Below are 21643 nucleotides of genomic sequence, written 5' to 3'. Positions count from 1 at the left end.
CATTCGTGTATGCTCACCGATAAGGAGAAAAATATTGTAAAAAGGCTCAAGTCAGGTCAAAATGCCGATGCTGCTTTTCAAGAACTTGTTCAGTTATACAAGGAACCTCTTTATTGGCATATTAGAAATATGCTTAAAAACCATGAAGACACCCACGATGTGCTTCAAGATACTTTTATCAAGGTTTTTAAATACATTAAAAACTTTAAAGAAGAAAGTAAACTTTACAGTTGGATGTACCGTATCGCTACCAATGAATCCATTACTTTCTTAAACAAGAAAGCAAAAAAGCTACAGATTTCTAACCAAGAGCTGCAAGATCACCTCATAGATAATTTAGAAAGTGATGTGTATTACGAGGGAGAGAAAATACAGCTTGCTTTACAAAAAGCGGTAGCACAACTACCAGAAAAGCAGCGGCAGGTATTTAATATGAAATATTTTCAAGAACTAAAATACAAAGAGATTTCTGAAATCTTAGACGTTACTGAAGGCGCCTTAAAGTCTAATTATCACCACGCCGTTAAAAAAATAAAAGATTTTCTAGCTAAGAATCAAACCTTCATGGATTAATGCAGTCTAAAGAGTAGAATGAAGCATAAGAAAGACATATTCGAAACCCAAACGGGATTTAAACTACCAGAAAATTATTTTGAAGATTTTCAGGTAAGTCAAGCTTTATTGCAGCAAGAGAATGAGCAGGAAGATGCTTTTGAAAACCAGTCTATAAAAGCTGGATTTAAAGTTCCTAAGGCTTATTTTGAAGACTTTGAAGTAAAATTACCTCAAGAGGCTAAAAAGGGAAAAGTTGTTTCACTTTTCAGCAGAGAGAATATCATAAGAGCTACAGGGGTTGCTGCGATTTTTATTATTGGATTTTTTGTTTTGAAGAATCAGTTTTCATTTGATGTGATAACAAATCAGCAAAACATAGGTCCTATTGCTTTAGAAGAACAGTTAGAAAAAGACTTTTTTGATTTTGAGTTTAGAGATATAGAAACTCCCCTTAACGGAAGTATTAGCGTAGATGAAAAACAATTGAAAAGTATTGATGAAGATGCTATTTTAGATTACCTTTCTGAAAATGCAGAGCTTATTACCTTAATTGACGAATGAAAAAAATAATATACATAGCATTTATTTTTCTTTTCTCCTCGCAGCTGATATCTGCGCAAACAGATGACGATAAAATAAAATCACTAAAAATAGCGCACATTACTAAAGCTTTAGACTTGTCTAAGAAAGAGGCGGAAGACTTTTGGCCCATCTACAATAAGTATGATGAAAAAACCGATCACCTTTACGAAGTAAAATGGTGTGATGTTAAAAATGGCATTGATTTAATAGATACAATCGATGAAGAAACGGCACAAAACCTTGTAAAGCAGTATGTGAGTCTTAAAAAGGAAAGTGCTGCGCTGAAAGGAGAATTTGTAGAAGAATTACATCAAGTCATCAGCTACAAAAAAATACTTATGCTAAAAAAAGCAGAACGGGATTTTCATAAAATCCTTTTAAAACAATACAAAAGAGATTAAAGATTCATAATTTTGGTTAGTGTTAATTCGTTAATGGCTCAAGACTTCTGGTTTTGGGCCATTTTCTATAAACACCAGTTTAGCAATCTTTCCCTTCCCGGCAGCATATGCAGTATAGTCATTTAAAAAGCTAATCGTATAAAAAGGCTCATCGCTTAATTGCGTCCAAGTTTCTCCATAATCTGCGGAGTAAGAGATTCCGGTAAAACCAACCGCTATAATTTCTTTGGCATTGCTATTGGGCACAAACTTAACACAACTTTTATAGCCTGGTTCTTGTCCGTCTGCAATCAGTTTCCAAGTTTTACCACCATCATACGTCATGGCTTTATTTTGCTGTTGGGATTCGGGTTGCGTATAATCGCCTCCCATCACAATTCCTATCTTTTCATCATAAAAATCCATGGTATAAACACCTGTGGTCTCTTTGCCAGAAACAATAGGTGTAGAAGAAACCTTCCAGGATTTCCCCATATCTTCAGAAGAGTAAACCCTAGATACTTGACCTCCCGTAGCAATCCATACTTTCTTTCCTACGATAGAGATATTCGTGTTGCTTGCCGCAAAAGCAGCTTCCCCCTTCACTACTTTAGGCAAACTCTCACAAGGAACAGCCTCCCAATTTTCACCTCCGTCTTTGGTGATTAAAATAGAAATGCAATCTTTGGTGGGATCTCCCATAGCAATTCCGTTAAGGTCATCCCAAAAAGCTATCGCATCATAAAACACCTTCTCCCCTTCTTCTTTATGACTTAATTTACGCTTCCCAAAATAATTGACTTTATAGAGCAAGGCAGGGTTTCCTGCAGAGAGAATATAATCGGCTTCCTTAGTTCTAGAAATAGCTCTAAACTCTAGATTCTTCGCTTCTTCCACCTGTCCTATAAAAGCAACAGAATTGTCGGCGGTATTTAAATAACCAAACTCTCCCTCTGAAGCTCCATAGAAAATCTGATCTTCACAAACCTCAAGCGCTCTAATACTTACGGGACGCTTTAAGATGGTCTCTATTTTCACATCATTAAAGCCTTTTAACGAGGTGTCGTTTTGTGCCACATTTACACATCCCAAAAAAAGAAATAAAAACGAAATAGAAACCAGGTACTTCATGGAATAGATTTAAATTCAAATATAACATTATTCCCACTTAAAATTCGTTAACTTTGCCCGCTAAATTTTTTATACATGCGTTTACACAGAAATCTTGTCTTTGCAGTTATTGACACGTTAAACAACGTCTTCAACGAAGGCAAATATGCCGATAAAGAGATATCAAAGGCTTTAAAAAGAGATAAACGCTGGGGTTCTAGAGATCGCAGTTTTATTGCAGAAACCGTTTATGATATTGTACGCTGGAAAAGGCTTTACGCCGAAATAGCTGAAGTAAAAGAACCTTTTTCTAGACCTAATTTATTTAGGCTTTTTGCAGTTTGGGCTACCCTTAAAGGAATTCAGCTTCCAGATTGGAAACAATTAGAGGATACGCCTACCCGAAGAATCAAAGGAAGATTTGATGAGCTTTCTAAAACAAGAAAGTTTAAAGAGTCGATTCCAGATTGGATGGATGAACTTGGAGTAAAAGAATTGGGAGAACAAAAATGGACCCGAGAAATTGCGGCCTTAAACCAAATGGCTCCCGTAGTTTTAAGAGCTAACAGCCTAAAAGCCACTCCAAAAAAATTAAGAGATAGCTTATTTGCGGAAAGCATTGAAGCGCATTCCCTAAAAAAATACCCTTCGGCGATAGAATTGGACGAACGTGCCAATGTGTTTTCTACAGAAATCTTTAAAGAAGGCTTTTTTGAAGTACAAGATGCATCTTCTCAGCTCGTAGCTCCGTTTTTACAGGTAGAACCTGGAATGCGCGTAGTAGATACTTGCGCAGGAGCGGGTGGAAAAACCTTGCATTTGGCGGCCATCATGGAAAATAAAGGACAAATTATAGCCTTAGATATTTATGGGAACAAATTAAAAGAGCTTAAAAGAAGAGCTAAGCGTGCGGGTGCACACAATATTGAAACGCGCGAAATAGATAGCACCAAAGTGATTAAAAAATTACATAACTCTGCAGATCGCGTTCTTATTGACGCGCCCTGTAGCGGATTAGGTGTTTTAAGCAGAAATCCCGATGCCAAATGGAAGCTTCAGCCAGAGTTTTTAGAGCGAATAAGAAATACGCAACAAGAAATTTTAAGCGATTATTCTAAAATTCTTAAAAAAGGAGGTAAAATTGTATATGCCACCTGTTCTATCTTACCTTCAGAAAATCAAGGACAAGTAAAATCGTTCTTAGCTTCAGAAGAAGGTCAAGGCTTTTCTTTAGAGGATGAAAAAATTGTTTTAAGCCACGAATCAGGATATGATGGCTTTTATATGGCGAGATTAATTAAAAATACATAACCCATGAAAAAAATTACTTTACTAAGTTTTTTAATGTTGAGCATGTTATCTTTTGCTCAAGCTCCTGCTGGCTATTATGATAGTACCCAGGGCTTAACCGGGTACAGTTTAAAATCTGAATTAAGTGCTATTATCACCAATGGTCACAATCCTCAAAGTTATGGAGACCTTTGGGACGGGTATTATACTACAGATGTAGATATTTATTACGAAAATGACGGCACTGTACTGGATATTTATTCTGAAAATCCTACAGGTACAGATTCTTATACCTACACCTTTGGTTCTAATCAATGCGGAAATTATTCTGGGGAAGGTTCTTGCTACAACAGAGAACATCTGATGCCACAAAGTTGGTTTGGCTCTTCTTCCCCTATGAAAACAGATATACAACACGTGTATCCCGCAGATGGCTATGTGAATGGGCAAAGAGGACACCTTCCGTTTGGAGAGGTGGACAATGCCACCTACACGTCAGACAATGGCTCCAAGAAAGGGAACAATGTCTACAACCACCCTAGTGCATACAGCGGAACTGTATTTGAACCTATAGACGAATTTAAAGGAGATTTAGCCCGTGTTTACTTTTATATGGCGACTCGATATGAAAATCAAATAGGAAGCTGGGAGTCTGCAAATGATGGAAGTCAGAATACGTTTAACGGAACTTCAGATCAAGTTTTTGACGATTGGATGCTAGCCATGTTAATTCAATGGCATAATACAGATCCTGTTTCTCAAAAAGAAATTGACCGTAACAATGCTGCATTTGATTTTCAAGGAAATAGAAATCCATACATCGATAATCCTTCTTGGGTAGCCGTAATTTGGGATCCCAATCCAGACACGCAAGCGCCAACAGCTCCTACCAATTTAATTGCAAATAATGTAACCGCTTATACCACAGATTTAAGTTGGAGTGCTTCAACCGATAATGTTGGAGTGGTTTCTTACGAAATAGAGCAAGATGGTCTAGTTGTAGATAACGTAACCACTACACAAGCTAGCATCACCGGTCTATCTCCAAACACCAATTATTCTTTTGCGGTAAAAGCATTAGACGCCTACGGAAATGCTTCCGCGTTAAGCAATACGGTAAACCTTACCACATTAGATGCTCCAGAAGTTATCTTTAATGAAGACTTCGAAGACTGTAACGCTATTCAGTTTACAGCCGTATCAGAATTAAGTACTGTAGATTGGGAATGCACCACGCAATTTGGCGAAAATAACACGGGAGCATACCAAATGAATGGATTTTCTCAAGGAAACCAAGTTCCTAGTACAGACTGGTTAATTTCGACTAATCCTATAAATTTTGACGATTACAAAGACGAAAAATTAAGCTTCTTTGTTGCCTCCACTTTTGGAGAAACTCAACTTCAACTTTTATATTCTACTAATTATGATGGAAACGGAAATCCTTCTACTTCTAATTGGCTGCCCGTTCCTAATGTAACTATTCCTTTATATTCTGGCGGCAATGGCATAGAAGAAACTAATTTCACCAACATTGACATTAGCTCAATTTCTGGAGAAGTTTATTTTGCTTTTAAATATGACACTTCTAATGGAGACGATGCCACACGTTGGACGGTAGACAGTTTTACTATTTTAGGAGAAGACGATTTAGGAATTTCAAGCAAAAATTTAGAGCTTAGCATCTATCCTAATCCTGTAAACCAACAAACACTTTACATTGAGTTAGAAAATAACGTTAATTATGCGTATCAAATTTATGACCTTAACGGAAGATTGATTCAGCAAGACCAGCAAATTTCTGCTCCTGCGATTAACCTTAACGGAATAAGCAATGGCTTATATGTCTTGAAGCTTTACGCGGAAGGAAAAACAGCCGTAAAAAAATTAGTGATTCAACATTAATTTTTTGTATATCCGCTTTCATTCTTAAAACTAGCTTTTGTCACCTTGAGCGGAGTCGAAAGGTTAAACAAACGCATCTCGACTCCCCACCAGAATGAATTCTTTCGGGCTGGCGCTCGATGTGACATTAACACTATTATTTGATTACAATGGACATTAAACGTATATGCAATTAATTTTTAACGAATACAGAAAAAAAGCGGCTTTATTGCCGCTTTTTTTTATAGCTATAATTGAAAGAAAAAAGTAAATTTGCAATTCACACACAACACAAACAACCCGATTATGATTCTTTTCTTCGGAAACTCTTCAAAAACGGTCTATACCGTACAAACTCAAGCTCCATTACCTAAGGAAGACGTTCAAAAACTTAACTGGCTTTTTGGCAACGCAGAACAAATCAACAAAGAAACCCTAACCGGTGATTTTGTAGGGCCAAGAGCTACTATGATTACGCCTTGGAGTACCAATGCCGTAGAAATTACCCAAAATATGGGGATTGAAGGCATTCTTCGCATCGAAGAATTTGAGGAAGTAGAAAGAGATGAGAAAGATTTTGATCCTATGCTTTCGCAGAAATACCATGAGATACATCAAGATATTTTTGATGTTGATATTCAGCCAGAGCATATTAAAGACATCGATGATATTGGTTTATATAACCAACAACAAGGTTTAGCGCTAAATAAAGAAGAAGTACATTACCTAGAGCAACTTTCAGAAAAGTTAGGAAGAAAATTAACCGACTCGGAAGTCTTTGGGTTTTCACAAGTCAATTCAGAACACTGCCGACATAAAATCTTCAACGGGAAGTTTATTATTGACGGAGAAGAAAAACCTGCTTCGCTTTTTAAACTCATTAGAAAAACATCAGAAACACATCCCAACGAAATTGTTTCGGCCTATAAAGACAACGTAGCTTTTATTAACGGCCCCAGAGTAGAGCAATTTGCTCCAAAATCTGCCGACAAACCTGATTACTATCAGAATAAAGAGTACGATTCTGTCATTTCTTTAAAAGCAGAAACCCACAATTTCCCTACGACAGTGGAACCTTTTAACGGAGCAGCTACAGGAAGCGGCGGGGAAATTAGAGACCGTTTGGCAGGAGGAAAAGGTTCTTTGCCCCTTGCAGGAACAGCGGTTTATATGACAGCTTACAGTCGGCTTAACGAAGAACGTCCTTGGGAAAAAGCCATGGAAGAGCGCGAATGGTTGTACCAAACTCCGATGGATATTTTGATCAAAGCTTCTAACGGAGCTTCAGATTTTGGAAATAAATTTGGTCAACCGCTTATCACAGGTTCTGTGCTCACTTTTGAACATAGCGAGAATAACCGGGATTTAGGCTACGACAAAGTGATTATGCAGGCGGGAGGAATTGGTTACGGAAAAAAAGATCAAGCCTTAAAAGACACTCCGAAAGAAGCCGATCAAATTGTGATTCTTGGAGGTGAAAATTATAGAATTGGCATGGGAGGCGCAGCAGTTTCTTCGGCAGACACTGGGGAGTTTAGCAGCGGAATAGAATTAAACGCCATTCAGCGTTCCAATCCAGAAATGCAAAAACGTGCCGCCAATGCGATTCGAGGCATGGTAGAAGCCGATGAAAACCCCATTGTTTCTATTCACGATCACGGCGCAGGAGGACACTTAAATTGTCTAAGCGAGTTGGTAGAAGAAACCGGAGGTAGAATCGATTTAGATCAACTTCCCGTAGGAGATCCCACCCTTTCCGCTAAGGAAATTATTGGAAACGAATCTCAAGAGCGTATGGGATTAGTGATTGGCAAAGAACATATCGAAACCCTACAGCGCGTGGCAGACCGAGAGCGCTCTCCTATGTATCGCGTGGGAGAAGTGACCAACGATAATAGATTTACTTTTATAGGAAGTAGCTCTAAACAAAAACCCATGGATTTAGCCTTGGAAGATATGTTTGGCAGCTCTCCTCAAACCATCATGAACGATAAAACCGTAAATTATCAGTATGCGGAATTAGAGTATGATACCAACAAAATATACGATTACGTAAAGCAAGTACTTCAATTAGAAGCGGTTGCCTGTAAGGATTGGTTAACCAACAAAGTAGACCGTTGTGTCTCTGGAAGGGTGGCCAAGCAGCAAACCGCCGGCCCCTTACAATTACCTTTAAACAATGTAGGCGTAATGGCTTTGGATTATAAAGGAAAACAAGGTGTAGCGACTTCTATTGGGCACTCCCCTATTTCTGGATTGGTAGATCCTGTAGCGGGTGCTAAAAATTCAATCGCAGAGTCTTTAACCAATTTGGTTTGGGCGCCTTTAGAGAAAGGATTAAAATCTGTTTCTCTTTCTGCCAATTGGATGTGGCCTTGTAATAATGAAGGAGAAGATGCCCGTTTGTATGCTGCGGTAAAAGGAGTTTCAGATTTTGCGATCAACTTGGGAATCAATGTTCCTACGGGAAAAGATTCTTTATCGATGAAGCAAAAATATCCAGATAAAGAAGTCATCTCTCCAGGTACCGTAATTATTTCGGCAGCTGGAAATTGTAATCAGATCACCAAAGTGGTAGAGCCGGTATTGCAAAAAAACGGGGGTTCTATTTACTACATCAATTTATCTCAGGACGATTTTAAATTGGGTGGTTCTTCTTTTGCACAAATTTTAAATAAAATAGGTACTCAAGTGCCAAGCATCAAAAACGATGAGCAGTTTGCCGCTATTTTTAATGCAATGCAGCAACTCATTAAAGAAGATCATATTCTTGCCGGACACGATGTAGCTTCAGGCGGATTGGTGACCACCTTATTAGAAATGTGTTTTGCTGATGTGGATTTAGGAGCGAAAATAGATTTAAGTGCTTTAAACGAGAAGGATTCGGCTAAAGTCTTATTTAACGAGAATAGTGGAATTGTATTTCAAACGAAGGACACTTCCGCGGAAGCGCTATTAGAAAAACTTCAAATCCCGTTTTTCAAAATAGGAGAAGTGACAACTCACGGAAGCTTAGAAATTAACAATCACACTGATACATTTGAGTTTGACATCCCTACATATCGCGATGCTTGGTATGAAACTTCGTATTTATTAGATCAAAAGCAAAGTGGAGAAAAACTGGCTAAAGAGCGTTTTGAGAATTATAAAAAACAAGCGCTTTCGTATGAGTTTCCAAAAGGATTTACAGGACTTCTCGACTCCGCTCGAAGTGACAAGAAAAAAATAAAAGGAGCGATTATTCGGGAGAAAGGATCTAACTCTGAGCGTGAAATGGCGCGTGCGATGCACTTGGCCGGTTTTGACGTAAAAGACGTTCATATGACCGATTTGATTAGCGGAAGAGAGACTTTGGAAGACATTCAGTTTATCGCTGCCGTGGGAGGATTCTCCAATTCGGATGTGTTGGGAAGTGCCAAAGGTTGGGCCGGCGCCTTTTTATACAACGAAAAAGCAAACACGGCTTTAAAGAAATTCTTTGATCGGGAAGACACGCTTTCTTTGGGAGTTTGTAACGGTTGTCAGTTGTTTATTGAGTTAGGATTAATCAATCCTGAGCACAGTGAAAAGCCTAAAATGTTACATAACGACTCTCATAAATTTGAATGTAATTTTACTTCGGTAGAAATTAAAGAAAATAAATCGGTGATGCTAAGCAGTCTCTCTGGTAGTAAATTAGGAATCTGGTCTGCACATGGAGAAGGTAAATTTAGTTTCCCTTATGCCGAAGAGAAGTACAACATTGTAGGGAAATATGGCTACGATGCCTATCCTGCCAACCCGAATGGCTCAGATTTTAATACGGCGATGCTTACTGATGATTCGGGAAGACATTTGGTAATGATGCCTCACTTAGAACGTTCTACTTTTACGTGGAACTGGGCAAACTATCCTTCAGAACGCAAGAATGACGAAGTTACGCCTTGGTTAGAAGCTTTTGTCAATGCACGAAAGTGGTTAGAAAATAAATAGATCTAAAAAGGTCAGTGATTAAGTGCCTATTAATTCTTTCTGATTAATTTTATCTATACGTATCATTTTTTCTATAAGGTTATTAAATATGGTAGCTTTGTTTTGCTACCTGTTTATTCTGAAGTAAAACTCATTAAATACCAGTTTAAATATGTAATATCGTATTAAGAGATTGAAATATTTTATGCTCAATTGAAATTAAATATAATTAGCATACACTCCATCTACATTCGAGGTAAAAGCTGGTTTAAAGAATAACCCTCCCATAGATACATTATATCGAACCCATACTGAGTCCACACTCTATACACAGTGAAACCAGATTTTACCACAAAAACTGTGGATGCAGTATGTATTAGATATGTTTTTACTATGGTTTTATTTTAAAGTAATTAATAGTCTTATAAGTAGCATACTATGGCAAAGTATATTTGCCACACTAAGCCCAACTGAGAATAAAATGTATTTTAAATAGATTAAAATCAATACGTTAGACTATAGTAAAAGTAGGTATTTAACTACTGACCTCTAAAAATTTAAAACAATAATGCAAAAAGCTTGGAGTCGTAAAAAACTTTGAGCTTTTTGCTTTTAGGATAGGTTTTAGTTTTTTTCCGACTTTTCAAAAACATCGGCATTTAAGCTTATTTTGAGGTTTGATTCCACATAAGTGTAGAAAATATCCACACTCGATTGATTTTTCTATTTCAGAACCCCTTGTATTTCAAGGCCTGAGCCTATGGCACTGATATTGACTTAGTAAAAGTAAATAGAAAAATAATATGAACAATACTTCGAAAAATAAACCGACCATTATAGAATCTAAGGGATTTTCAGAAACTTCCAACGGATCTATTGAGGATGAAAATATAGAAAACAATTCTAAAAAGCTTCTCATTCTTGCCGGAACTTTCTTACTTCTTATTTCCGCAGTAGTGGTAACCTATTTCTTCTACCCTTATTTTGAAGAAATTCACTTGGAAAGAATGAATAACTTTTGGGGGAACGCCTTAAGAATTGGAGGGATAGCTTTATTGGCTACTCACCTTGGTTTCTTGGTGTACCTATTGGTATTGTATTTTAAATATAAAGTGGTAGATTCTGTTTCAGATGAGCAACTTCCATTCATTAGCATCATCGTTCCTGCTTATAACGAAGGGGAACTAGTTTGGAAAACTTTAATTAGTTTGGCTGAAAGCAACTATCCGCAGGAAAAAATACAGTTAATCTCTATTGATGACGGTAGTAAAGATGATACTTGGGATTGGATGAAGAAAGCGAAAGAAGAATTGGGAGACCGTCTTGCTATCTACCAACAACCTGAAAATAAAGGAAAAAGACATGCGCTTTACCGTGGATTTAATTTAGGTACAGGAGATGTATTTATTACCGTAGATAGTGATTCTATTGTAAAAGAAAATACTTTACGTAATATGGCCAGTCCATTTGTGAATAACGAAGAATGTGGTGCTGTAGCCGGAAATGTAAGAGTACTAAACAACAAGAAAGCGCTTATTCCTAAGATGTTGAACGTTAGTTTTGCGTTTAGTTTTGAGTTTGTACGTTCTGCACAAAGTGCCTTAGGTTCTGTTTTATGTACTCCAGGTGCTTTGGCCGCTTACCGTAAAGATGCGGTTTTTAATTGTCTACAAGATTGGATTACCCAAACTTTTAACGGGCAACCTTCAGATATTGGAGAAGATCGCGCTATGACGAATATGATTTTAAAGCAGGGTTACAAAGTACTTTTTCAACGTAATGCTTATGTGTACACGAATATTCCAGAACGTTATACCAACCTTTACAAAATGTTTATTCGTTGGGAAAGAAGTAATGTGAGAGAAAACATTGCGATGAGTAAATTTGCCTTTGGTAATTTTAGAGAAGGACCAAAAGCAGGAACTCGTATCTTGTTATTAAATCAATGGTCTAAGATTCTATTATCGTACCCTATGGTCATATTGATGTTGTTCTTTATTGTCTCTTATCCGCTATTGTTTATTACATCAGCATTGATCAGTATCTTAGTGTTCTCAAGTTTTCAAGCACTATTTTACGCGAAGAAACATACTGTACTAGAATCGTTTTGGGCATATCCTTATAGTATCTTTTATACCTTTACTTTATTTTGGATTACTCCTTATGCCATTGCTACAGCAAGTAGAAGAGGATGGTTAACCAGAGAGTTGCCTAAGGCTACTGAAGCAGCTAAAGCATAGAGAGTAAAAGCTTGGTGATCCTCAGATTTACTTCCGAATATTCATCCTGAAATTACAGATTTCACTAGGAATCAAGCTGAACCATAACGATTTAGTTTACGTATAGATAGTTTTTATTAGAAATAAACATAAAAAGAGGAGTTATTTTCATATTTTGCATGATAATAACTCCTTTTTATGATGACTGAAGTAAAACGCCTTTTTGATTTTCCATACTATCAGTTGGAAAATTTCAAATTAGAAAAATCACTGGTAACCAAATACGGAGACGATTGGATTGCCACTTCTACGGAAGAATATATAGCTAAAGCCAACAAAATAAGTAGGGCTCTGCTTCGCTTAGGCATTAACCGTAAAGACAATATCGCCATTATTTCTACTTCCAATCGTACGGAGTGGAATATTATGGATATTGGTATTCTACAAACTGGAGCACAAGATGTTCCTATTTACCCAAGCATTTCTGAAGATGAATATGCCTATGTACTCAACCATAGCGAATCTAAATATTGCTTTGTTTCAGATAAAGAAGTATTAGACAAGGTAAATAAAGTTAAAGATCAAATTCCTTCCCTTAAAGAAATCTACAGTTTTGATGATATAAAAGGAACAAAAAGCTGGAAAGAACTTTTAGAATTAGGAGAAGATGATAGCAATCAAGAAGAACTAGATTCAATTAAAGCTCAAATTACAGAAGACGATTTAGCGACCATTATTTATACTTCGGGAACTACTGGAAAACCTAAAGGAGTCATGCTTTCTCATAAAAATATAGTGAGTAATGCAGTAAACAGTTCTACACGTCTTCCCCTAGAGCAAAAAGAAAGCGTTGCGATGAGTTTCCTCCCCGTATGTCATATTTATGAGCGTATGCTTCTTTATATGTATCAATATAACGGCGCTAGTATTTACTTTGCGGAATCTATTGACAAGATAAGTGACAACTTAAAAGAGGTCAAGCCAGATGTAATGTCGGCCGTACCTAGAGTGCTAGAAAAGGTTTACGATAAGATTATCGCCAAAGGTTCTTCGCTTACAGGAATCAAAAAGAAATTGTTTTACTGGGCGGTAGAACTAGGCTTAGAATATAAACCCTATGAAGAAAATGGGTGGTGGTACGAAACCAAGCTTAAAGTAGCCAAAAAATTAATTTTTAGTAAATGGCAAGATGCCCTTGGCGGAAATATAAAAGTAATCGCTTCAGGAAGTGCTGCTCTACAACCTCGATTAGCTCGTGTTTTTAATGCAGCTGGAATTGCGGTGATGGAAGGTTATGGGTTAACAGAAACTTCTCCTGTAATCGCGGTAAACGACATGCGAGACAGAGGTTTTAAAGTAGGAACTGTAGGAAAACCTATTCCTGAAACCGAAGTAAAAATAGCTAAAGACGGAGAGATTTTAGTAAAAGGCCCGCAGGTAATGCTGGGTTATTTTAAAGACAAAGAAAAGACAGAAGAAGTTTTAGAAGATGGATTTTTTCATACGGGAGATATCGGAGAGCTTGACAAAGATGGATTTTTAAAGATTACCGATCGTAAAAAAGAGATGTTTAAAACTTCTGGGGGGAAATATGTAGCTCCGCAATTGATTGAAAACATTATGAAACAATCTCGATTTATCGAGCAAATTATGGTCGTGGGCGAAGGACAAAAAATGCCAGCTGCTCTAATTCAACCTAATTTTGAATTTATTGAAGATTGGGCTAAACGCAAAAATATCGATATTGGCTCCTCTCACAAAGATCTTTGTAAATCAACAGAGGTTATGGATAGAGTTCAAAAGGAAGTAGATTTTTACAATGAACGTTTTGGACATTGGGAAAGAGTGAAAAAGTTTGAACTAACTCCAGATGTGTGGTCTGTAGAGGATAATCATCTTACCCCGACGATGAAAATGAAAAGAAAAAACATCAAAGAAAAATACATTGACTTATATAATGAAATTTACGGTCTTCAGTAAACTTTCTATTTATTCAAAAAAACTCCTCTTTTTAGGGGAGTTTTTTATTCCTATACTTCACCAAGAAAAGCTTACAAACTTAGAGAATAGGATACTCTAAATCTTTAAAAGCTCTCCAATGGCGCGAGTTTGCAACTCGTGCCTCACTCTATTATTTTCTTGATACGAGCATCCGCAATTAAAATACACTAACCAAGATTAACTCTTTTTTTTAGCAGGTATTTCTACTAACCTAAAAAAGCGTTTTCGGCATCTGACACAGTCGAGCCTTGACGAGGACTCAAAGCTGTTTTTTGAGTTCGTGAGAAGCTTTCTTTTAACTTTATTATACTTATAACCAAACTAACCATGTAATGTCGCATTTAAACTCGTTCATTTTCTATACGACATTAAAAAATTAAATCGGTAGTAGCATATCAATGCCATAGTTAATTTCACATTGATTATCCTCCCACCAAAAAGACCGCCGTCTCTCCACAAATAGTTGAAAGACGGCGGTCTATGTAGTTAAGCTTTTAGCTCTTTACCTCTTTAAAGTAAAGTTGGCTTTAAACTCTTTTCTGGTACCATCAATATCGGTGTATTCTACTCTAAACCAATAGTCGTTAGATGGCATTGCGGTTCCATTAAAGGTTCCATCCCAGCCTTCGCCGTTTGGACTTAGTTGTTTGAGTAGTTTTCCGTAACGGTCAAAGATATAAATCTTAGCATCTAATTGATTGGAGAGTCCTAGGATGTTCCAACGGTCGTTATACCCATCTTCATTAGGGGTAAAGAACTCTGGATAATCAATGAACGAGATGGTTTGTAGAGTAGCTCCACAGCCGCCTTGATCTCTTCCTATAATCTCGTGTTCTCCGCCTGCTAAACCGTCTATGGTTAAAGTACCATCTTCGCCTAGCGCCGTCCAAGGACCGTTGTCTACACTAAATTCATAGTCTCCATTTCCGGTTACATTGCTAATCAATACAGAATGGGATCCATTAAAAGATATCGTCTCTATTGTAGCCTGAAATTCTGGTGGGTTATTCTCAAAGAATAAAGCCTCACTGCTGGTGCTACACATTCCTGGAGTCGTGGTATTGGTTACTTCTACCACTACAAGTCCGGGCTCGGTTACCTCAAAGCTTGCGCTGTTATTGTTTTGATCTACGCCGTCTATCGTCCATACAAAATCGTAGGTAAGCTCGTTTAATCCGGTATCAATAATCACTGGATCGTAGTTTCCGCCTATCACCTCGGTGGCTGGATTGCTATCATAACAAATCACCGTTCCATCATACGAAGTAATGTCTACCGTTGGGGTTTCATTTACCTCTAGCGTGATTTCTTTTACCGTTGCGGATTCACATAAACTGGTGGTATAAATCACTTCAGCAATAATCGTTTGCGGATTGCTTTCTGTTGTATAATCTGAAGGCGTCTCGATCACTAAACCATCTAGGTAATCCTGCATACTTGCATAGTAGTTGATTTGCGTATCGGCCGGTGCTCCCGGATTGATCTGATCGCTATACTGCGTTAGATCTATCGTTGCGGTGTTTCCGCCTTGCTCGTCTGAACATAAATCATCAATCACCAAGGGCGTATCGTCTATACTTGGACGCGGCTCTACTTGCACTAAAATTTCTCCAAACTCATCACTAACACAGCCAAAGCTATTGCTTATCTCTACCCAGATGGTGGTATCATCACTGATCGCAAAACCGTTTGGAATAACATTAGCGCCTGCCTCGGCATCGGCTAAACTAAAGTAATAGGTGAAAATATAGTTGTTGATGTCTAAATCTTGATTCGCATTGGTCGCTGGGTCTTGATCCAATAATGGAATTAAAACCGTTGGGTCTGCTTGCGTATCTGGATCTGCATCGGCTTCAAAAGTTGCATCATAAAGGTTTCCTGCAATGTCTGAAAGTTCTATAGCTGCTGTTCCACTACTGCCATCTTCACATAGGGTGTATCCAAACGGAGTCCCTGCGGGGTTAAGTACCGGTTCTGGGTAAACAATCAGTTCAAAAGGAACCAACACATAACAGAAGTTTCCTGCGGCTCCACTATCTACGCGGGCATAAATTAGTTGGATATTGGTTGGGGTTCCGTCAGCATTCAGCGTATTGTAGGCTGGCTCGTTTACATAAGCTTCCGGAGTGCCTATCAGCTCTGTTGCATCTTCTTCATTGGCTGCGTCTTCGGTCTTATAGTAACTAATCACTACATTTTCTCCGTCAGAGATTAAATCGCCACTCTGGGTTAAGTCAAAAGGATCTGCTGCTACTCCATCATTGTCCTCATCACATTGTTCTTGACGCAGGGCTTCCAAACTTTCTTCGGAAGGTGTAGGCAATGGCAATACTTCGATGGTGAGCGTAATCTCGTTGATACAAGAGTTCTCTGTATTGGTATCGGCTACTTCTATAAATATCGTTTGCGGATTTTCTGCGTTTACATAAGCTTCTGGAGTATCTATTGGTGTTCCTGAAGCTTGATCTTCTGCGGAAGCATAATAGGTAAACACATAGTTATCGGGCACCGGATCCATATCTAAAATCTCGCTCTCTTTTACCGTTAAATCAAACTCTACTTGAGATAAAGGATCATTTTCATAATCGTCATCACACATCTGAAGCGGCGTAGGCTGAGTCAATTCTGGAATCTCCTCTACATATAACATAAAGGTGTTTTCATCAGTTAATACAAAAACGTCTATACAACCGGTTTCGGTATTTTCTATACGCACCCAAATCATTTGAGGGTTTTCAATATTGGTATAGATTGTAGGGACTAGAATTCGTGGCGTACCGTTTTCTGCCGCTGCCAAATCTTCGTGATACGTAATCACAAGGTTCGTAGGGTCTTGGTCTCCAAACATCAAGTCTTCGTTTTGCGTTAAATCAAAGACAGCAAAACCATTGGCACTAGCGTCATCACATACATATAAGTCTTCTAATCCTTCTGGCTCCAATACGGGAGAAGGAATCACGATAAGCTCTAATGGACGGGTCACATAACAGTTGGTTCCATTTCCTGTAACTCCTGTGTTTTCTGCTCTTACGTAAATGGTTTGTATATTGATATTTACGTTGGTGTAAAGCTCTGTGGTATCAATCGCATCTACGCCATTCTCTGCATTGGCCAAAGTCGTATGGTAGGTGATGCTTACATTAGGCTCTCCGTTTAAGATTCCTACAGTCTCGGCTTCTAAATCAAAGTCAGCAAAACCATCATTATCAATATCACATACTTCTATAGGATCTAATTCTTCTTCTATACTAGGATTAGGGTTTACCACTAGGGTAAGGGTCGTAAATGCTTCACAGCCTTCATCGCTTACCACTTTTACTTGAAGCGTTTGCGGATTGTCAATATTCTGGTAAGCATCGGCTGGAGTAATGAAATTATCATTATCCATATCGGTTACACTTTCGTAGAAAAACACCTCTAGGTTGCTTACTTCATTAGTGATTTCTGGGATTGTTTGGGTTAAATCAAACAAGCCTATCTCATCGGTTGGCGTGGTAGCACTATCATCACAAGCTTCTAAAGGTTGCGGGTTAAACACCTCTGGGGTTTCTCCTGTAATTAAATCAAAACTAGCGATACGGAAACATTCGGTATCGTTATCTTCTAAGCGTACCCAAATGGTTAAAGGGCTTATCCCGCCATTAGAATAGTTGGTTGGCGTACTAATAGGGTTTACTTCATCTATGGCATTGGTTTCACTTTCATAATAAGAGATGGTGTACAAACTCGTGTCTTGTGTACCATAAATAACTTCTTCATTTTGAGTAATATCAAAGTTCTGGAAGGTATCGCCTGTGGCATCACATGCAAAGATATCCTCTAAAGGGCCTTCAATCTCTGGAAGTGGAGTCACCACTAAGTCTAAACTTACCCAACGGTAACAACCGGTAATGATATTGGTTGCTCTAGCGTAAATGGTTTGTTGATTGATCTGTACGTTTTCGTATAGAGGTCCTATTTGGTTTTCAACCAAGCCACTTTCTGCACCTTCTGGGGTAGCATAGTAAGTGATTTCTACATCGGCTTCTCCATTGGCGATGATATCTTCTTGAGTATCTAAGTCAAATTCTACAAAGCCATCGTTATCGTCATCACATAATTCGTAAGGCTCTAATTGATCTGTAGGGGTTGGTGAAGGTAAAGGGTTCACTACTAGGGTAAGGGTGATCGTTACACTACATCCGTTTTCATCTACCAATAAAGCTACAACAGTTTGGTTGGTGCTAATGATATTGGTGTATTCCGTTGGATTTGGGATTTGAATTCCTGCTTGAAGATCGGCTGGGGTTTCATACCAAATCACTTCAATAGAGTTATCTCCTGCTGTAATTTCTCCGTCTTTTACCGTAAGGTCAAACACACTAAGTTCATCGGTATCACTTCCGCTTAACTCATCATCACACAACTCTAAGTTGGTAGGTTGTACCGCTACCGGCAAGGGATTGACTATTAATTCTAATTCGACTACATTATAACAGCCTGTTGGGGTATTAGGATCGGTTACACGAATCCAAATCGTTTGAGGATTGGATGCATTTTCATAAGATCCTGCATTCCCTATAGGGTTTACACCGTCTTCGGCTTCTTGCTCATCTTCGTGGTAGGTGATGTCATAACTATTGGGATCTAAACCGTCTAATACTTCTTCTTCTACTTGCGTTAAATCAAAAATAGCTTGTTCGTCTAGATCATCATCACACATCTCCAATGGCTCTGGTGCTACAATTTGAGGACTGTCGTAAACTTCTAGTTCTAAGGTTTCTTGTAAAACACATCCGTTAACAGTATCTTCTACGCGTACATAAATCGTTTGGTTATAAGGTTCCACATTGGCATATGGGGAGTTAACTGCGCTCACTCCGTTATCGGCATCACTTTGGGTTAAGTGGTAGCTTACCGTTACGGCTGGATTGCCACCCGTAATCTGATCATCTTTATCGGTAAGAATAAACTGGTTATAGAATCCATCATTGTCGGTATCACAAGCCACCAATGGTGTAGGAGCATTAATTGGCGCAGAAGCCGTCGCTTCAATCATAAAGCTTTCCGTTAAGTAACAGTCGGCATCTCCATCTACATTTACTCGTACATAAATGGGTTGTGGATTAGAGATAACATTTTCATAGTTCGTTGGGTCTGCAATAGCTGGGGTGCCTGCATCGGCCGCGGCTTGTGTCTCGTAATACGTTACCTCGTAGTCTAAAGGACTTTGACCATCCAAAGCTTCCATATCGCTATCGGTTAAATCAAACGTAGCTAAACCTGTATTTCCGCCGTCACATTCTTCTTTGTCCGTTACAGCGCCTATACGTACTTCATTCACGATTAAATTAAAATTCGTGAGGTTATAACACGTTGTGTTGTTTACATTTTCTATGCGTATGTAGATGGTTTGACCTTCTCCATTTATCGGACTGTAATTGGCAGGATCTGCAATGGCAGGCGTACCCGCATTAGCCTCTGCTTGTGTAGCAAAATAAGTCACTGCAAAATCTGCAGGATCTTGACTTCCCAACACCAAAGGCGTGTTGGTCGTTAAATTAAATTCTATGGGTGTTGAAAGACTGCAAGCTTCCATATCTTCCGGAGAACTTTCTATTTCAGGAGTATCATAAAAAGTAACATTTATACTATCAGAAGAAGTACAGTTTGTTCCATCTACAGATGTTTCTACTGTATATTCACCGGTTTCAGAAACCTCTAAAGTAGGAGAAACTTCTCCAGGAATACTAACACCCTCAAAAAACCATTCATAATTGAGGTCTGTAAGCTCATATTCTGAGGAAGTTAAACTCACTTCTAAAGTTATAGGAGCATCTACATCACATTCACTTATATCTTGACCTAGATCTACTATATAAGGTTCATCTAACTGTACAGTCACTTCTTTAGAATCTGTAACGATATCTCCATTGCAATTCGTATATTCAACTTCGGCTGTATATGTGGTTGGTTCAGTTGGACTAACTTCCAAATCAGCATCATTACTTATAAAATTCCCCCCTTCATCATACCAAGCAAAGTCAACATTTGAGGTACCATTAGGAGTGAACCTCCAAGCCTCTTCTGTAGCGCTCCAAGTACCTGTATTTCTCCCTGGAGGCGTAAAAGCTTCTGTACCATCTTGATTTTGAATTCCAATTAATCCAGATCCAGAATTGAAAGTAGTACACGAAGTTCTATTCTTTACATAGACATCAATTACATTGGTGGTTTCATAAAGAACCATTTGACTCGTTTGAAAACCTTCAGAACCACCACAACTATAAAGAGCTGCATTATAAATATTAAAAACTAAGGTTCTACAAGGAGCTGATCCTATCAATTCATAGTTGATTGAAAAATCATCTGGTGTTTCCGAACTACCTGGGTGTAAATCCTGTAAAACACCAAAAATTGCATTTACATAAGGAGGACCATAAGCTCCAGGATCAAAAGGAATCTGTTCATCAAACGAATATCCACTACCTGAACTAGGTGAATAATTTCCTCCCGGAACAACACCCTGAATATCAAAGGTTAACGCGCCATTATCTGTAATTAGCACATTATCATAGGTATTATTAAAAAAACAAAAATCAAAACCAAGGTCTATGATTGAAGACCAACCGTCATCACTACCTATATCTTGAGCATTCCCTGTGGCTCCTGTAAATGGAAAGGGAGGGGCATAGGGTATGTCGCTCACGGCATAAGAAGTGGACTCCCCTGTAACTAGATACTCTGCAGACAATACGGTAGAGGTTTCCCCACAGGTTATTGTATAATTACCATCCTCTTCAATTTCTATATTGTCTGCCGGGTTTACATTAACATTTGGACAACCTGGACCTGGATCATTTACATCTAGTATGACTTCTACTTGTATGCTTGTGGAATAAACACAATCATTATTATCTGTGACCGTTAGCACTACCTCATAAACTCCTAATTGAGTATATATATTTTGACTCGTTTCTCCCGTTGCGGTATTACCATCTCCAAAATCCCATTCATATTGAGCGTTAGTTCCATCATCTTCAAAAATGACATCACTTTCGAAAGTGATTTCAGTACTGAAAGGTACTTCAAAAACAGTTCCGTTTAGGGTTGATGGCGTAACATTAGAGACAGAAACATCTATATCCTGACACTCTTCTCTACAACTTATGGTAGCTTCCCAACCCGCTAATGGCGAAAAGTTTCCATCTGGCACAAACTCTACGGTTAAACAACGTGATGTATTTATGGAAGAAGCAAATACAAGTCCTGGATTATTACCATTTAAATAAGTCCCTATTAATGGAGCTCCCGTAGAATCCCCATCATAAATATTTACTTCATCGTCTCCTCCCAATAAAAATTCAGTAAAATCTAGTTCTGTCACTTGACCGAGTTGATCTGGACAAATGGTAATTACTTGAGGGACTCCTTCATTATCATTATAACCTCCAGGTCCTCCATTGTCATAAAAAATTCCCGAGCATTGATCTACATCTGCATCTCCCATGATCACATTTTGTGAAAACAATGAAATGGGAAGCAAAGCAAACAGTAGTAAGTATATATTCTTCATAAGTATTGGGGTAATAATTATTTGTCTCTTTAACCGCTTTAGCCGCGAAATTTAATAAAAATAGAGTCAAATGTTAGCCTTATGCTAAATTTTAAAAAAATAAATCTAATTTCTAT

The 21643-nt window shown here is 38.2% G+C and carries 10 protein-coding genes and 1 pseudogene; 8 read left to right on the top strand and 3 right to left on the bottom strand.

The window, feature by feature from the left end:
* The first annotated feature begins 9 nt into the window (after positions 1–9).
* From RBU60_RS00630 to RBU60_RS00620, 3 genes are read left to right on the top strand one after another with little or no spacing between them, the layout of a single operon-like run.
* Positions 10–573 carry an RNA polymerase sigma factor gene (locus RBU60_RS00630; RefSeq protein ID WP_308862675.1) on the top strand — a complete coding sequence of 188 codons (564 nt, stop codon included), beginning with the start codon at positions 10–12 and terminating at the stop codon, positions 571–573.
* Positions 574–591: 18 nt separating this feature from the next.
* Positions 592–1116 (top strand): hypothetical protein, encoded by a 525-nt coding sequence (locus RBU60_RS00625; protein WP_308862674.1) that lies wholly within the window; start codon positions 592–594, stop codon positions 1114–1116.
* A complete protein-coding gene (locus RBU60_RS00620) occupies positions 1113–1538 on the top strand; it encodes a hypothetical protein (protein ID WP_308862673.1) in 426 nt (141 codons plus the stop codon). The genes RBU60_RS00625 and RBU60_RS00620 overlap by 4 nt, the downstream gene beginning before the upstream one ends.
* 30 nt (positions 1539–1568) lie before the next feature.
* On the opposite strand, the gene RBU60_RS00615 is transcribed toward RBU60_RS00620, so the two are convergent.
* Complete coding sequence (locus RBU60_RS00615) at positions 1569–2648, bottom strand: WD40/YVTN/BNR-like repeat-containing protein (RefSeq protein ID WP_308862672.1); 1080 nt, start codon at positions 2646–2648, stop codon at positions 1569–1571.
* Between the two features lie 75 nt (positions 2649–2723).
* On the opposite strand from RBU60_RS00615, the gene RBU60_RS00610 reads away from it, so the two are divergent.
* The 3 genes from RBU60_RS00610 to purL all read left to right on the top strand — a co-directional run bounded on the left by RBU60_RS00610 (position 2724) and on the right by purL (position 9773).
* Positions 2724–3938: an RsmB/NOP family class I SAM-dependent RNA methyltransferase gene (locus tag RBU60_RS00610; RefSeq protein ID WP_308862671.1), complete on the top strand. Its 1215-nt coding sequence runs from the start codon at positions 2724–2726 to the stop codon at positions 3936–3938.
* A gap of 3 nt (positions 3939–3941) precedes the next feature.
* Positions 3942–5822 carry an endonuclease gene (locus RBU60_RS00605; RefSeq protein ID WP_308862670.1) on the top strand — a complete coding sequence of 627 codons (1881 nt, stop codon included), beginning with the start codon at positions 3942–3944 and terminating at the stop codon, positions 5820–5822.
* A 285-nt stretch (positions 5823–6107) separates the two neighbouring features.
* A complete protein-coding gene (purL, locus tag RBU60_RS00600; protein ID WP_308862669.1) occupies positions 6108–9773 on the top strand; it encodes a phosphoribosylformylglycinamidine synthase in 3666 nt (1221 codons plus the stop codon).
* An 18-nt stretch (positions 9774–9791) separates the two neighbouring features.
* Here purL and RBU60_RS00595 read toward each other — a convergent pair.
* A pseudogene (locus RBU60_RS00595) lies at positions 9792–9911 on the bottom strand (IS1595 family transposase); the annotation flags it as partial.
* A 644-nt stretch (positions 9912–10555) separates the two neighbouring features.
* Between RBU60_RS00595 and RBU60_RS00590 the strand changes: the two are divergent.
* Entirely contained in the window at positions 10556–11992 is a 1437-nt protein-coding gene (locus RBU60_RS00590; RefSeq protein ID WP_308862668.1) for a glycosyltransferase, read from the top strand.
* Positions 11993–12172: 180 nt separating this feature from the next.
* Complete coding sequence (locus tag RBU60_RS00585) at positions 12173–13951, top strand: AMP-dependent synthetase/ligase (RefSeq protein ID WP_308862758.1); 1779 nt, start codon at positions 12173–12175, stop codon at positions 13949–13951.
* Positions 13952–14474: 523 nt separating this feature from the next.
* On the opposite strand, the gene RBU60_RS00580 is transcribed toward RBU60_RS00585, so the two are convergent.
* On the bottom strand, positions 14475–21527 hold the full coding sequence (locus tag RBU60_RS00580) for a T9SS type B sorting domain-containing protein (RefSeq protein WP_308862667.1): 7053 nt from the start codon (positions 21525–21527) through the stop codon (positions 14475–14477).
* Positions 21528–21643 lie beyond the last annotated feature (116 nt).

Origin of the sequence: Mesonia profundi, from assembly GCF_031085155.1 — a bacterium.
GTDB lineage: Bacteria > Bacteroidota > Bacteroidia > Flavobacteriales > Flavobacteriaceae > Mesonia > Mesonia profundi.
Note: the sequence above shows the minus strand (reverse complement) of the source record. Positions and strands in the feature narration are given on the sequence as shown.

Excerpts from the sequence above, each read along its gene's own strand:
- RBU60_RS00630 (WP_308862675.1), top strand. The coding sequence starts at position 10 with ATGCTCACCGATAAGGAGAAAAATATTGTAAAAAGGCTCAAGTCAGGT.
- RBU60_RS00625 (WP_308862674.1), top strand. The coding sequence starts at position 592 with ATGAAGCATAAGAAAGACATATTCGAAACCCAAACGGGATTTAAACTA.
- RBU60_RS00620 (WP_308862673.1), top strand. The coding sequence starts at position 1,113 with ATGAAAAAAATAATATACATAGCATTTATTTTTCTTTTCTCCTCGCAG.
- RBU60_RS00615 (WP_308862672.1), bottom strand. The coding sequence starts at position 2,648 with ATGAAGTACCTGGTTTCTATTTCGTTTTTATTTCTTTTTTTGGGATGT.
- RBU60_RS00610 (WP_308862671.1), top strand. The coding sequence starts at position 2,724 with ATGCGTTTACACAGAAATCTTGTCTTTGCAGTTATTGACACGTTAAAC.
- RBU60_RS00605 (WP_308862670.1), top strand. The coding sequence starts at position 3,942 with ATGAAAAAAATTACTTTACTAAGTTTTTTAATGTTGAGCATGTTATCT.
- purL (WP_308862669.1), top strand. The coding sequence starts at position 6,108 with ATGATTCTTTTCTTCGGAAACTCTTCAAAAACGGTCTATACCGTACAA.
- RBU60_RS00590 (WP_308862668.1), top strand. The coding sequence starts at position 10,556 with ATGAACAATACTTCGAAAAATAAACCGACCATTATAGAATCTAAGGGA.
- RBU60_RS00585 (WP_308862758.1), top strand. The coding sequence starts at position 12,173 with ATGACTGAAGTAAAACGCCTTTTTGATTTTCCATACTATCAGTTGGAA.
- RBU60_RS00580 (WP_308862667.1), bottom strand. The coding sequence starts at position 21,527 with ATGAAGAATATATACTTACTACTGTTTGCTTTGCTTCCCATTTCATTG.